The following is a 13,718-nucleotide window of genomic DNA, read 5'->3' on the forward strand; positions in this document are numbered from 1 at the left end:
GCGGAGTGATTTATGCAACGTACCTGCTACACTGGTCAGGTTTGCCTGGATCAATTAAACCAGACAGTTACATTATTTGGTTGGGTGCATAGACGCCGCGACCACGGTGGGGTGATTTTTATCGACCTACGCGATCGCGAGGGTCTAGCACAAGTAGTTTGTGACCCCGACAACCAAGAAACCTTCAAAATCGCCGAGAGCATTCGTAATGAATACTGCTTGCGAATTACTGGCCGAGTACGCAATCGTCCCGAAGGCACTATGAATCCAGACCTTAAATCCGGCGAGGTTGAGATTCTCTGTCAAGAAATTGAGGTCCTAAATCCCTCTGTAACGCCACCATTCCAACTCGACGATGATAATCTTTCTGAGACGATTCGTCTGACACATCGCGTGCTTGACTTGCGCCGTCCGCAGATGCAACAAAACCTGATGTTGCGCTACAAGATCACGATGGCCGTGCGTAAGTATTTGGATGAATTAGGTTTTATCGATATCGAAACCCCTGTCTTGACCAAAAGTACGCCTGAAGGCGCTCGCGACTATTTAGTACCTTCCCGCGTCAACCCAGGTGAATTTTTTGCCTTGCCGCAATCTCCACAATTATTCAAACAAATGTTGATGGTGGCTGGTTTTGATCGCTATTACCAAATCACTAAGTGCTTCCGCGACGAGGATTTACGTGCTGATCGTCAACCAGAATTCACACAAATTGACTGCGAGATGTCCTTTGTGGATGAGCAACAAGTCCGTGATATTTTCGAGGGCATGATGCGTCGAGTCTTCAAAGAGGTCAAAAATATTGACTTGCCGCCGTCTTTCCCTGTGATGACTTGGGATGATGCAATGCGTCTCTACGGTTCCGATAAGCCTGATATGCGTGTCAAATTAGCCTTTACGGAACTCACTGACGTCATGAAAGATGTTGATTTTAAAGTGTTCTCTGGACCAGCGAATCAAGCTAATGGTCGTGTAGTGGCGTTACGCGTCCCTAAAGGGGCCGCCCTAAGTCGCAAAGAAATCGACGATTACACGAAATTTGTGGGCATTTATGGTGCCAAAGGTTTGGCCTGGATCAAAGTCAACCACAAAGATCAGGGTCGTGAAGGCTTGCAATCGCCAATCGTCAAAAACATTCACGACGCTGCCTTGGCAGAGATTCTAAAACGCACCCAAGCCGAAGATGGTGACTTGATTTTCTTTGGTGCCGACAAAGCCAAAATCGTCAATGATGCCATCGGTAATCTCCGTGTTAAGGTCGGTCATAGTGAATTTGGTAAAGCCAACGGTCTCTTCACAGAAGGTTGGCAACCACTATGGGTGATTGATTTCCCAATGTTTGAATATGACGAAGATGATGGCCGTTATTACGCGGCGCATCACCCATTTACCAGCCCTAAAGATGGTCACGAAGAGTTCCTCAGCAGTGCGCCTGATAAAGCTTATGCTAAAGCCTATGATATTGTGCTCAATGGCTGGGAAGTTGGTGGAGGTTCAGTACGTATTCACCGTGCAGACGTCCAAAGCAAGGTCTTTAATGCACTGGGCATTGATGATGAAGAAGCGCGCCTCAAATTTGGTTTCTTGCTAGATGCTTTGCGTTATGGTGCGCCACCGCATGGCGGTATTGCTTTTGGTCTAGATCGTTTAGCCACCCTTATGACCAACTCTGAGTCAATTCGTGACGTGATTGCCTTCCCTAAAACACAACGCGCTCAAGACTTGCTCACCCATGCGCCATCACCGGTGGACGATAAGCAATTACGAGAATTGCATATTCGTTTGCGCTCTAAACCTCAAGCGGGTACCGAAGACAAAAGCGCCTAAAGTAGAGTCTTTATGGCTGTAGGCACAGCGGCGGTTTAAGCGGCTAGCGCCCTTATCGTTAGCTATATTAGGCGCAACACTTAAAAAGCCTTATTGCACAGCTTGCAATAAGGCTTTTTTGTATCTTTGTAGCATCTTTTTCGTTTCGATAAGCGATGTACATCCTACTAGCCTGCGCCCAACGAAAAAGCGCCAAAACGAAGAGACGTTTTAGCGCTTAATTCTATGGAGGGCAGACGGCCTAAATGCTATTGCATATAGAGACCGCATGAGCCACGTACTGGATTATTTATTGGCGCTTTGGCTTAATTGCTCCATCACTTGTGGATTTTCTAGGGTAGACGTGTCCTGAGTGATTTCTTCGCCGCGCGCGAGCGAGCGTAGGAGACGACGCATGATTTTGCCAGAACGAGTTTTTGGGAGATTGTCCCCAAAACGAATATCATCTGGGCGTGCAATCTTGCCGATGTCATTACCGACCCATTCTTGCAGTTGCTTGGCGACTTGAAGCGCCTCTTCACCTTCGGGGCGATCGCCCTTGAGAATCACAAAAGCCACCACACTCTCGCCTTTGATGTCGTCCGGTTTACCCACCACGGCCGCTTCGGCCACTAATTCGTGCGCGGCTAAGCTCGACTCGATCTCCATGGTACCCAAACGATGTCCAGAGACATTGAGGACGTCATCGATACGACCCATGATCCAGAAATAACCATCTTGGTCGCGATGCGCAGAGTCACCTGCTAAGTAAAATTTATGATCAAACTCTGGTGGGAAGTAAGTATTAACAAAACGTTGATCGTCACCCCAAACCGTGCGTAATAAGCTAGGGAATGGCTTTTTGATGACTAAGAAGCCGCCTTGCCCATTGTCAACAGAGTTACCTGACTCGTCGACAATATCCGCTATCATACCCGGTAGCGGCAAGGTGCAAGAGCCTGGCTTAAGATCAAAGGCACCTGGCATAGGAGCAATGACATTGGAGCCAGTCTCGGTTTGCCACCAGGTATCTATGATTGGACATTTAGATTTGCCGACCACTTCATAGTACCAAATCCAGGCTTCGGGATTGATTGGTTCACCGACGGTACCCAATAAGCGTAAAGAAGATAAATCGAATTTATTCGGCAAGTCGGCACCACTCTTGATGAGAGAGCGAATGGCCGTCGGAGCGGTATAAAACACAGTGACCTTGTGTTTCTCTATGGTTTGCCAGAAGCGTGATGCATCTGGATAGGTAGGCACCCCTTCAAATAAAATTTGGGTCGCACCAATACCCAATGGGCCATAGGTGATGTAGGTGTGACCAGTAATCCAGCCGATATCGGCTGTACACCAGAAGACATCCTCGTCTTTGTAATCCATGACCCAATCCATGGAATTGACCGCACCTAATAAATAGCCGGCCGTGCTATGTTGCACACCTTTGGGCTTGCCCGTACTACCTGAGGTATAGAGAATGAACAAAGGATCCTCAGCATTCATAGGTTCGGGTTCGCACTCGCTGCTGATGCCATCAATGGCGTCATGCCACCAAATGTCACGACCTTCTTGAAGTTCGCAAGCTGACTCAGTGCGTTGGTAAACGATAACGGTCTCTACCGAGTCGCAACCTTCGGCGAGGGTTTTGTCGACCGTGGCTTTGAGAGCAGTGACCTTACCGCCACGCACGCCCTCGTTGGCTGTAATAATTAAACGCGCTTGCGTGTCATTGATACGGTCCCTAAGCGCACTGGCAGAAAAACCAGCAAACACTACGGAGTGGATCGCGCCAATTCGGGCACAAGCCTGCATGGCTACCACCGCTTGCGTAATCATCGGTAAGTAAATGACGACGCGATCGCCTTTTTGGACACCTTGTTGTTTGAGGGTATTGGCAAATTGACAGACTTGTTGATGCAGTTCTTTGTAGGTGATTTTTTCGTGCGAACCGTCATCTTTTTCGAAAATAATGGCGACTTTATCGCCTTTGTCAGCAAGATGACGGTCTAAACAGTTGTAAGAAGCGTTCAGTTCACCGTCTGCAAACCACTTGAAAAAAGGCGCTTTGCTATCGTCCAAGACTTGGGTAAATGGCTTACTCCAACTTAAGCGTTCTTTCGCCAGCTTACCCCAGAAACCCTGATAATCGTCTTCGGCTTCTTGACATAAGGCCTTGTACTCATCCATGGACTTGATATTGGCCTGTTGGCGAAATTCGGCAGAAGGCTTAAATACACGATTTTCGTGTAAAACGGATTCAATGTTTCCAGACATAGGTACTCCTTAGAAATGAGGAAATGATTCTGAGCGGTGATACAGGAACACTGGAAAATAGCGTTACAGCAGTGATGATGGCTAGCCGCCGATGAACGTCGTCATGCTAGTCCCTGATCATAGGCCGTCAGATAATTATTTTTTTAGTGTGCTACGAATTTTCAATCATTGAAATCAGGACTTGTACTAGGCAAAGGATTGGCTGATCGCATGGTCATCAAATTGACTTGTAATCTGTATTAAGCTGTGTTGTAGTTTAAGTGATTATCATTAGTCATCACTTCAATAACGACGCCAAGCAATAGATCACTAAATCGATGGACGGCAGGCTTAGGTTTGTCGTTTCTGCGTCAGCGTCGTGCTATCAGGAGACATACTATGTCAGATCACACTCAAGTCGCTACCCAATTACAGACCTCTCTACAAAATAAAGTCGCTTTAGTGACGGGCTCGGCGAGCGGCCTAGGCAAGGCCATGGCGCTGGCTTTTGCCAAAGCCGGTGCGGCGGTAGGGATTGCTGATTTGGACCTAGAAAAAGCACAAAGCACGGTTGATTTAATTGCCAATCAGGGCGGCCAGGCGCTGGCCATCGAGATGGATGTCACCGATGAGTCGTCAGTGAATCAAGGCACAGAGGCCTTAGTACAGAAGTTTGGGCGTTTGGATATTCTCGTCGCCAATGCGGGGATACAAATCGTTAAACGTCTAGAGAAGTTCAGTCACGAAGACTGGAAAAAAATGCTCGCCATCCATCTCGATGGCGCTTTTTTATGCACCAAAGCGGCGCTCAAGTATATGTATCCACAGCGCAGCGGCTCGGTAATTTATATGGGCTCCGTGCACTCGCATGAAGCTTCCAAACTCAAAGCCCCATACGTGACTGCCAAACATGGGCTATTGGGTTTAGCGCGTGTGCTCGCCAAAGAAGGCGCTGAATACGGTGTGCGCTCGAATGTCATTTGTCCAGGCTTTGTACGCACGCCTTTGGTCGAGAAACAAATTCCCGAGCAGGCGGCTGATCTAGGGATTTCTGAGCAAGAAGTGATCGAAGACGTGATGCTCAAAGATACGGTAGACAAAGAATTCACAACTATCGAAGACATTGCCCAAACAGCGGTATATTTGGCCGCCTTCCCAACGAATGCCCTGACCGGCCAGTCGATCGTGGTGAGTCACGGTTGGTTTATGCAATAGCGAGAACCGTGGTATCGGGGCGCTTTATGTAAGACATCATGGAGCCAAGCATGAAAGCAAATTTAGTCGCTGATTTTGATCGTGTCGCCTTGGTATTACAAGGTGGGGGTGCCCTCGGATCCTATCAGGCCGGGGTCTTTCAGGGGCTCTATCAAGCCGATATCCATCCTAATTGGATCTCAGGGATTTCGATTGGCGCCCTCAATACCGCTATTATTGCTGGCAATCCGCGCCGCCGCCGCCTCGAGCGCTTATACGAGTTCTGGCAGTACATTTCACAGCCCAATTTGGGTGTCAATCTGATGCCCATGTTTGAGGATTTTTTGTACAAATCAAATGACTTCACGCGTGCTGGGCTCGATGCATGGGGTGGTTTTTCGGCACTCACGGATGGTCAAAAAGGCTTTTTTTCACCGCGATTATTTCCGGCGTTGACGGTAGGCTCAGATGATCCGCGCAAAGCAAGCTTTTATCACACCGATCAACTCAAGGCCACACTCGAGAAATTTTGTGACTTTGATTTAATTAATTCACCACAGCATTGTGGTCATGTCTCTGTAGGCGCCGTCAATGTACGCAATAGCCACTTTGTGTATTTTGACAATCAACATCAACGCCTCATCCCCGAGCATTTTATGGCCTCTACCGCCTTACCACCCTTGTTCCCCCCTGTAGAAATTGATGGTGAGTTTTACTGGGATGGTGGCGTGGTTTCAAACACGCCTCTAAATTACGTTTTTCGCACGGATAATGGCCAAGATACGGTGATTTTTCAGGTCGATTTGTGGAGCGCGAGGGCGCAAATGCCCACCACCATCCTACAAGTCTATGATCGCATCAAAGAGATTCAATATGCGAGTCGCACCCGCCTAGTGACCGATTTATGGTGTGAGAACCAGGACCTACGTTTTGCGCTGGGGCAGCTTCTCGAAAACGCCAGTCCCGAACAACGTCGCCAACACGCTAAATTCCTAGCGCATGCCACCGAAATGGCGAATATCAGTAAATTCAATTTAATTCATTTAATTTATAATTCGCGCGAACTACAAAACCAAAACAAGGATTATCAATTTAATCCATCAGCGATTAAGGCCCATTGGGACGCGGGGTTGAGTGACATTCAAAAAACCCTGAAATGCCGACATTTCTTTACGAAAGCCGACAATAAACATGGTTTAGTGGTGCATGATGTGCATCGTAATCCTAACATCGTTGGCAAAACCATGGCCGCCAAAGAAAACGCCTGGGAAGCAGGCAAATCGTCTAAAACCATTCAGACAGAGTCTTAATACGCCTCACACCATGACCATGCCATCGGCAGGGTGACAGCCTCGCGGCAAGAAACATGACAAAAAAAAAGCGTGAGGTTGTGCCCACACGCTTTTTGGTAATCGTCTCGCTAAATAGAGAGCGATGACGGCTTAGTCTAGAACGCGGTAACCACGACCACGCATGCACTCACGAATAATGTGTTTTTCGTCGTAGTGCGCTTTGGCACCACCACCGGCTAAGCCAGTGATACCGCCGATGGCCGCACCAGACGCTAAGGTATTGTGATTGCCGCCAGAAACAGCACCAATGGCCGTGCCGAGCGCCGCGCCAAGCAGCGTGCTACCCGCTGTATTAGTGACGGTGGAGTTTTGTTCGGCATAGTGTTGGCATTCCATGAGGTCAGACTCATAAAAACTCATGTCTTGACCTTTGCTATCTACCATTGGACGATAGTTGGTGCCACAAGCCGTCAGTGCTAAGATAGCCGCAAGCGCACTAACTTTGAGTAGATGTGATTTCATACTTGATCTCCTAGATGTAATCCTTTCAGTTTACCTGAAACTTAGTTAAAGAATAATTTAGATGGATAATTTAGTCCATATTATCAAGCCTAGACTAGGTAAAATAAGGATTTAAAAGAATTAATTAGGATATTTTGCATGGATTTTGCTTCCTCGGTGCGACTCATTACAGTGGCCATTATTCCTATCATTTTTGCCGTGACATTGCACGAAGCGGCACATGGCTATGTGGCTTCGCGCTTGGGCGACAATAGCGCCAAGGCCCAAGGTCGCTTAACCCTCAATCCGCTGCCACATATCGATCCGATTGGCACGATCGTGATGCCGATTCTGGGCTTTGTGATGGGGGGGTTTTTGTTTGGTTGGGCCAAGCCTGTACCGATTAATTCGCGCTACTTTAAGAAGCCGCGGCGCGATATTGTCTTGGTCACCGTGGCGGGACCGCTGGCCAATCTGCTAATGGCTATTCTCTGGTGTCTTATCTTCAAAATTTCGCACCTAGTGGGCATGCCCGAAAGCTTTGTGGCCTTAATGGCTTGGTTCGGTATTCGACTCAATATCACCTTAATGGTCTTTAATTTGTTACCGATACCCCCTTTGGACGGAGGCCATATTTTGATGGCATTATTGCCGCCGCAATACGCGACCACGTTAGCAAAAATACAACCCTATGGTTTTATTATTGTTATCTTATTGATTGCTATCGGTGTGCTAACGCCCATCATTATGCATATTTCAGAAGCCATCTGGTTAGTATTACGCACATTGTTTTTTTAATACAAAGACATGATGAAGACCCTAAAAATCGTCAGCTACAACATTCATAAGGGCAAGACCGCATCAGGTGCTAAGCCTTCGCTTGAATTACTCAAAAGTAGCTTGCAGCCCTTACAAGCCGATTTGATTTTTTTACAAGAAGTGCAAGGTGTGAATAATCGTGTGCAATCTCTGCATAACCAACCGGTGATGATTAGCGATTATCTCAGTCTGCATGTCGCCTATGGTTGCAATGCGGTGCGCAAACATAGTAATCATGGCAATGCCTTACTCAGTCGCTTTGAGATTCTCAATCAGGACAACCAAGATATTTCAGATCATCGCCTAGAACAGCGCGGTTTATTACATGTCATGGTGGATTGTTATGGCGTCAATTTGCACTGTTTTGTGGTGCATTTGGGGCTGTTTAAGCGCAGTCGCGAGCGTCAAGTGGATGCCCTAGCGGAACGTATACGCCGTTTGGTGCCCGAGCATGAGCCTATTGTGATTGCGGGTGACTTTAATGACTGGAATAATAAGCTTGAGCCGCGATTTGTGCAGGCCCTTAATTTGCACGAGGTGTTCACACAACAACCGCGTACCTTTCCCGTGTTATTACCTTGGTTGCGCCTAGATCGTATGTATCAGAGGGGCTTTAATGTGGTTTCAGCTCAGGTTTTGACGGGCCGACCGTGGTCAAAAATATCTGATCATGCCCCCTTGTGGGTGGAACTGAAATTTGATCCTTTGGGATAATACTAAAGGTATAAATCAACGGAAATCAGTACAATAAGCAGCTACTTATCACATAATAATTCCCATGTCTCAGGTTTTTTAGGTGTCATGCGTACCTCGCTAGTGTTCAGGGCGTACTTTCACCATCGATGACCTATATTATGACTACAAAAATTTTAATCGTTCGATCCTCGTCTTTAGGTGATTTAGTGCATATGTTGCCGGCTATTTCAGATATCGCCGCACATGTGCCTGACGCACAAATCGATTGGGTCGCAGAGTCCAGTTTTGCCGAAATTCCTTCTTGGCACCCTGCGGTGCATCGTGTCATTACGCTCGCCCATCGCCGCTGGCGTAAGCATTGGTGGTCCAAGCAAGTTAGACAAGAGCGTCATGCCTTTAAAGAGGCTTTGCGCCAAGAGCAATATGATGTGGTGCTCGATATGCAAGCACTCATGAAGTCTATTTGGGTCGTGCGCCAAACCAAGGGTATACGCCATGGCCTGGACTGGAAGTCAGCGCGAGAGCCTTTAGCCTCTCTTTTCTACAAACACAAACATAAAGTCGATTTCTGGCAGCCCGCGGTGATTCGCCAGCGTAAGCTGGCGGCCTTAACGTTTGGTTATGAGTTTTCTGGACCGCCAGACTTTGGTTTACAGCAATTTACCGAGCACACCCAAATACAACCCTATGCCGTGGTCATGCCGTCAGCTAGTCGCGATGACAAGCTCTGGGCGGCAGACAATTGGCAAGCCGTGTTCGAGTATTTACGAGCCCAAGGCATCACCTTACGCGTTTTATCGGGTAACGATATCGAGCGCGAAAGGGCTGTACAATTAGTTAAAAATTTCCCCGATAGTGTGCTACTGCCTAAGATGAGCCTCACCGAAGTGGCGCAACAAATTGCGGCCTGCAAAATCATGATCGGCCTCGATAGTGGTTTGACGCACTTAGCGGCCGCTTTGGGGCGTCCAACGATAGGCATTTATTGCGCCTCCACGCCGGTACGTACGCCCTTAATGGGCAATGGGTTTTGTGCTAGCCTAGGCGATCGTGGGGTGCCACCCTCTAAGGCCTTGGTCTTATCGCAAATAGAGCAAGCGCTACAGAACGAAGCGCTAGCAACGGCAACCACCACTTCCTTTAGTGCAGCCGCGGTGGATGCCGTATGAACTTGTTCTGCTATAACCTGACGCTTAAGGCCTTATCGCCGCTGCTGCTCAGATGGTTACAAAGCCGTGCTAAGGGTCAAAAAGAAGCCTGGGATATTTATGGTGATCAGCGCTTTGGTCGCTATCCTAAAGAATCCTTAGGTACCTATACAACGGCACAGAATAATGAGGCTCAAGCCTTTGTCGCCCCTGTATGGATTCATGCTGTTAGTTTAGGAGAAACACGAGCAGCGCAACCGTTGATTGCGGCCTTGCTCGCCCAGGGATTACCGGTTTTATTGACTTGTATGACCTTGACCGGGCGCGAGCAGGGTGCCAAGTTATTCGCTAGTGATATTGCGCGTGGGCAGTTGCGCCAAGCCTGGATTCCTTACGATTTACCTGAGGCCGTCAATGGTTTTTATGACTATTGGCAGCCTCGCTGTGGCATTTTGATCGAAAGAGAACTCTGGGCCAATCTGATTCTCAGTGCCAAAGCCAAGCATATTCCTATGCTGTTAGTGAGTGCGCGCTTTTCACAGCGGGCGCTCAAGCAAACTAAACGCTTCGGTAAGGTTATGCGCCAAGCCTTGGCCAGCTTGGATATGGTGCTGGCACAAACCTATCAAGATGAGCGCCGTTTGCGACAGTTTGATCTCAAGCATCTTGAGGTCGTCGGTAACCTCAAATTCGATGTCGACAAATCGCCGCAACAAGTGCACCAGGGCCGTATTACAGGTCAGCATATCAAGCGTCCCATCGTTGTGATTGCTAGCACACGTGATGGTGAGGAAGCGCTCTTTATCAAAGCCATGCAAGAGGATGCTTTGCGACAACGCATTCGCCAAAACAAGACCTTATACGTGATTGTGCCGCGTCATCCTGAGCGCTTTGCCGAAGTTGAAGAATTACTGCAGCACAGTTATTTAAATTTTACGAAGCGTAGTAGTCAGCCCACAGACAAGGCCTTGATGCAGGTCGATGTGGTGTTAGGCGACAGTATGGGCGAAATGTTTTTTTATTACGGCATGGCCGAGGTAGCCATTGTGGCCGGCGGTTTTGTGAATTTAGGTGGCCAAAACCACATCGAAGCCAGTGCTCTCGGGGTGCCTGTAATTGTGGGTCCATACACACGCAATTTCGAAAAAGCCGTTGAGGACGCCATTGTTGAAGGCGCCGCGCGGCGTGCCCAAACCCCTCTAGAAGCCTTGCAAATGGCAGAGTATCTGATTGAGAATCAAGAAGAAGCCGATGCGATGTCTAAAGCCGCTGCGCAATGGATGTCGCTTCATAATGGCGTCACCCAACGCATTATAGATGCCATTCAACCCTATTTATAAGCACCATGACCACGAGTTCCTTTCATTCATCCGCTCCTGAGTCGCGAGTGATTCACTTGCCTACTGCTGAGCAGATGCAAGCCTTATTACAATCACGCCTCAAAGACTGCTTTGTGCAGGTCGATTGGCGTACCACTATTGATTCGACTAATCTGCAACTTATGCAGGCCTTACGGCACGATATCAACATGCCCATGCCACGTCTTTTGGGGGCGCATGAACAGACTCAAGGCAGAGGCCGTTTGGGGCGGCAGTGGATTAGTCAACAGCAACAAACCTTAATGTTTTCCTGTGCCTTCTCATTACAGGCGCCTATCGAGCAGCTACCTACGGTCGCACCCATTCTGGGTATCGTGGTCTGTGAACAATTGCGTGCCTATCTCAAGCCGTCGGCTCAAGCACGTCTGAGCATGAAGTGGCCCAATGATATTTTGTATGATGGTGCCAAGCTCGCTGGTATTTTGGTTGAGTCTGTACGCTCTAAAGATTCGGGGTCAGCGCAATGGTGTACGGCCATTGTGGCGGGCATCGGTCTGAATATTAATCATGCCGAACGTTTAAGTCGGCAATTGCAACGGCCAATTGCGGATTGGTCTCAAGTATTAACCGACTGCGCTCGAGGCGGGGATGTTACAGAAACTGAGACAACAGAAGCCACTCAAGCAGATAATTTGGTGGCGGCGCTAGCGCAGGCTTGGTTTGAAGCCTTACAGGTATTCGAGACCTATGGTTTTCAGGCCTTTATCAATCGACATCATCAAGTCGATGCCTTATTTGGGAGAGCAATTAATGTTTTCAATAATGGTGAATTGCTGTGTAGCGGTACTGCCCAAGGATTAGATGAGCAGGCGCGTTTGCTGGTCGCCACCGAGAGCGGCGTGCAAGCGCTGCACAATGGCGAGATCTCGATTCGCACCGACAATGAGGCAGCACCCGCCGCTGCTAGTTTCCCCAGGGGATAAACATGTCCATTCTCTTAATTGATGTCGGCAATAGTCGCGCCAAGTGTTGTTTAGTCAATCGCAAAACCGCGCTGGCGACGCGTCAACAAGCGTTTCATCATTCAGAAATAGGACAACTCAAAACTTGGCTACAACGCCAGCAATGTCTGCCAGAGGCCGTATACGGTGTGAATGTCGCCGGCGCAGCGGCTCGAGAGGCCGTCGCCCATGCCGTCCCCAAGCCTATACCGATGCATTGGTTAGAATCACAGGCGCAAACGCTACATCTCAAAAATAGTTATATGGATCCCGGTGCGTTAGGGGCAGATCGCTGGTTTGCTATGCTGGGCGTCAGTGCGCATAGTCAAACCCAAACTCAGGCGCTGGTATTGGCGAGTTTTGGTACGGCTACGACGGTTGAAACGATTTACAAAAATCGCTTTTTGGGGGGTGTCATCACCCCAGGCTTACAAATGATGGCAAAAAGCTTAAAGAGCGGTACGGCGCAACTACCCGAAGTCGGTTGGGAATATCATAATGCGGGTAATTTTCCGACGAGTACCGATGATGCGATTACGCAAGGCATTATCGCGGCTCAAGTCGGCACTGTCATCAAACAGTGGTATGCCACCTACGATTACACTGAGACCCTGCCTGAATTAGTGATTAGTGGCGGTGCTTTTCCAAGCATTTTTCAGGAATTACAAGATGCTTTGCAGAGCGCGGTCAAACGGCTTGGATTTGATACAATGAAGCTCAGAGTTTTTGAGGACGCCGTCCTAGAAGGCTTGCGCATTTATGTCCAAGCCGCCCATTTTGCAGCCGCGTCGTCCTCGATCTAATGCCCCTTTGGTGTCTGTGTGAGACACCGTTCTTTGGCAAACCTATGAAAACATTTCTTTGCATCCTAATATTGGGCAATGTGGCTCTTTACGGGCTGAGTGCAGGCTGGTTTTTTGGGTATATCCCTGCCCAAGGTAGCGCCGCCAACAAGGTCGCTAAGCCCATTGAGTTTAAACCCCGAACCATCCAAATTGATCGCTAAATCACCTTCGTATTGCTATGAATCACCAAGCTACGCCGCAATTTCAAGGTCAAGCCGGCTTAATCGATACCGCTATTGATTGGCCTGAGCTTGAACCTCAACAAAGTCCCAAAGGTTGGGCGCTCGTCTTACATCCTCATCCACTTTATGATGGCACTCGCAACAACAAAGTCGTGACTACGATGGCGCGAGCTTTTTTGAACCACGGCTACGTTGTGCTGCGCCCTAATTTCCGCGGCGTCGGCAATTCTGAGGGCGAATTTGATAAAGGCGAAGGCGAGACCAAGGACATGCTGGCCTTGGTTCAACAATGGCTGGCCGCGCAGCCTGAGTTAGCCACTAAACCTTGGTGCTTAGCTGGGTTTTCATTTGGTACGGCGGTGGCTACCCAGCTCTTTCATGAGGTTCAAGAGCAAGGCATCGCGCCGCCCCAATCCTTGATTCTGACCGGTGCGGCGGTCTGGCGTTTTCAGTACCGCGACTGTCCATTACCACCACAAACTCTCTTAATCCATGGTGAAAAAGACGATGTCGTACCGCTCCAAGAAGTCTTTGAATGGCTCCGCGATAGCAAACAAGCCGTGACCGTGATTACGGACGCGGGTCATTTTTTCCATGGTTGTTTGATTGAACTCAGACAACTGGTAGAAAACGCTATTCAATTAGCGTCACAGGCGTAA

General features: G+C 48.6%; 13 protein-coding genes. 11 read left to right on the plus strand and 2 right to left on the minus strand.

Going from position 1 to position 13,718, the window contains the following annotated elements; genetic code table 11:
• Window positions 1–12 precede the first annotated feature (12 nt).
• Window positions 13–1,827, plus strand: coding sequence for an aspartate--tRNA ligase (gene aspS, locus Q335_RS0103680; RefSeq protein WP_028357479.1), 1,815 nt, complete (start codon window positions 13–15; stop codon window positions 1,825–1,827).
• Window positions 1,828–2,112: 285 nt separating this feature from the next.
• Here aspS and acs read toward each other — a convergent pair whose 3' ends face one another.
• Window positions 2,113–4,083 (minus strand): acetate--CoA ligase, encoded by a 1,971-nt coding sequence (acs, locus tag Q335_RS0103685; protein ID WP_028357480.1) that lies wholly within the window; start codon window positions 4,081–4,083, stop codon window positions 2,113–2,115.
• Window positions 4,084–4,461: 378 nt separating this feature from the next.
• Between acs and Q335_RS0103690 the strand changes: the two genes are divergently transcribed.
• A complete protein-coding gene (locus tag Q335_RS0103690; protein ID WP_028357481.1) occupies window positions 4,462–5,277 on the plus strand; it encodes a 3-hydroxybutyrate dehydrogenase in 816 nt (271 codons plus the stop codon).
• A gap of 50 nt (window positions 5,278–5,327) precedes the next feature.
• A complete protein-coding gene (locus Q335_RS09125) occupies window positions 5,328–6,566 on the plus strand; it encodes a patatin-like phospholipase family protein (protein ID WP_245588275.1) in 1,239 nt (412 codons plus the stop codon).
• A gap of 132 nt (window positions 6,567–6,698) precedes the next feature.
• Here the strand turns inward: Q335_RS09125 and Q335_RS0103700 are convergent, their stop codons facing one another.
• Window positions 6,699–7,070, minus strand: a complete 372-nt coding sequence (locus Q335_RS0103700) for a glycine zipper family protein (protein WP_028357482.1) — start codon at window positions 7,068–7,070, stop codon at window positions 6,699–6,701.
• Window positions 7,071–7,208: 138 nt separating this feature from the next.
• Here Q335_RS0103700 and Q335_RS0103705 point away from each other — a divergent pair, with 138 nt between their 5' ends.
• From Q335_RS0103705 to Q335_RS0103740, 8 genes are all read left to right on the plus strand, one after another.
• Complete coding sequence (locus Q335_RS0103705) at window positions 7,209–7,847, plus strand: site-2 protease family protein (RefSeq protein WP_028357483.1); 639 nt, start codon at window positions 7,209–7,211, stop codon at window positions 7,845–7,847.
• 12 nt (window positions 7,848–7,859) lie between these two features.
• The gene (locus Q335_RS0103710; protein WP_028357484.1) at window positions 7,860–8,582 is read left to right on the plus strand and encodes an endonuclease/exonuclease/phosphatase family protein; all 723 of its coding nucleotides are present in this window, start codon (window positions 7,860–7,862) and stop codon (window positions 8,580–8,582) included.
• A gap of 140 nt (window positions 8,583–8,722) precedes the next feature.
• Window positions 8,723–9,733 carry a lipopolysaccharide heptosyltransferase I gene (gene waaC / locus Q335_RS09130; RefSeq protein WP_084493565.1) on the plus strand — a complete coding sequence of 337 codons (1,011 nt, stop codon included), beginning with the start codon at window positions 8,723–8,725 and terminating at the stop codon, window positions 9,731–9,733.
• Window positions 9,730–11,052 carry a 3-deoxy-D-manno-octulosonic acid transferase gene (locus Q335_RS0103720; protein ID WP_028357485.1) on the plus strand — a complete coding sequence of 441 codons (1,323 nt, stop codon included), beginning with the start codon at window positions 9,730–9,732 and terminating at the stop codon, window positions 11,050–11,052. The genes waaC and Q335_RS0103720 overlap by 4 nt, the downstream gene beginning before the upstream one ends.
• A 5-nt stretch (window positions 11,053–11,057) precedes the next feature.
• Window positions 11,058–12,014 carry a biotin--[acetyl-CoA-carboxylase] ligase gene (locus tag Q335_RS09135; protein ID WP_084493534.1) on the plus strand — a complete coding sequence of 319 codons (957 nt, stop codon included), beginning with the start codon at window positions 11,058–11,060 and terminating at the stop codon, window positions 12,012–12,014.
• A gap of 2 nt (window positions 12,015–12,016) precedes the next feature.
• Complete coding sequence (locus Q335_RS0103730) at window positions 12,017–12,835, plus strand: type III pantothenate kinase (RefSeq protein ID WP_038369356.1); 819 nt, start codon at window positions 12,017–12,019, stop codon at window positions 12,833–12,835.
• A gap of 44 nt (window positions 12,836–12,879) precedes the next feature.
• Window positions 12,880–13,038, plus strand: coding sequence for a hypothetical protein (locus Q335_RS0103735; RefSeq protein ID WP_156929882.1), 159 nt, complete (start codon window positions 12,880–12,882; stop codon window positions 13,036–13,038).
• 17 nt (window positions 13,039–13,055) lie between these two features.
• Window positions 13,056–13,718, plus strand: coding sequence for an alpha/beta hydrolase (locus Q335_RS0103740; RefSeq protein ID WP_028357488.1), 663 nt, complete (start codon window positions 13,056–13,058; stop codon window positions 13,716–13,718).

This window comes from Brackiella oedipodis DSM 13743, assembly GCF_000621025.1.
Lineage (GTDB): Bacteria > Pseudomonadota > Gammaproteobacteria > Burkholderiales > Burkholderiaceae_B > Oligella > Oligella oedipodis.

Bases quoted from the DNA above. Each gene is read 5' to 3' on its own strand.
- Q335_RS0103690 (WP_028357481.1), top strand. From the start codon at position 4,462: ATGTCAGATCACACTCAAGTCGCTACCCAATTACAGACCTCTCTACAA.
- acs (WP_028357480.1), bottom strand. From the start codon at position 4,083: ATGTCTGGAAACATTGAATCCGTTTTACACGAAAATCGTGTATTTAAG.
- Q335_RS09125 (WP_245588275.1), top strand. From the start codon at position 5,328: ATGAAAGCAAATTTAGTCGCTGATTTTGATCGTGTCGCCTTGGTATTA.
- waaC (WP_084493565.1), top strand. From the start codon at position 8,723: ATGACTACAAAAATTTTAATCGTTCGATCCTCGTCTTTAGGTGATTTA.
- Q335_RS0103720 (WP_028357485.1), top strand. From the start codon at position 9,730: ATGAACTTGTTCTGCTATAACCTGACGCTTAAGGCCTTATCGCCGCTG.
- Q335_RS0103735 (WP_156929882.1), top strand. From the start codon at position 12,880: ATGAAAACATTTCTTTGCATCCTAATATTGGGCAATGTGGCTCTTTAC.
- aspS (WP_028357479.1), top strand. From the start codon at position 13: ATGCAACGTACCTGCTACACTGGTCAGGTTTGCCTGGATCAATTAAAC.
- Q335_RS0103740 (WP_028357488.1), top strand. From the start codon at position 13,056: ATGAATCACCAAGCTACGCCGCAATTTCAAGGTCAAGCCGGCTTAATC.
- Q335_RS0103730 (WP_038369356.1), top strand. From the start codon at position 12,017: ATGTCCATTCTCTTAATTGATGTCGGCAATAGTCGCGCCAAGTGTTGT.
- Q335_RS0103700 (WP_028357482.1), bottom strand. From the start codon at position 7,070: ATGAAATCACATCTACTCAAAGTTAGTGCGCTTGCGGCTATCTTAGCA.
- Q335_RS0103710 (WP_028357484.1), top strand. From the start codon at position 7,860: ATGAAGACCCTAAAAATCGTCAGCTACAACATTCATAAGGGCAAGACC.
- Q335_RS09135 (WP_084493534.1), top strand. From the start codon at position 11,058: ATGACCACGAGTTCCTTTCATTCATCCGCTCCTGAGTCGCGAGTGATT.
- Q335_RS0103705 (WP_028357483.1), top strand. From the start codon at position 7,209: ATGGATTTTGCTTCCTCGGTGCGACTCATTACAGTGGCCATTATTCCT.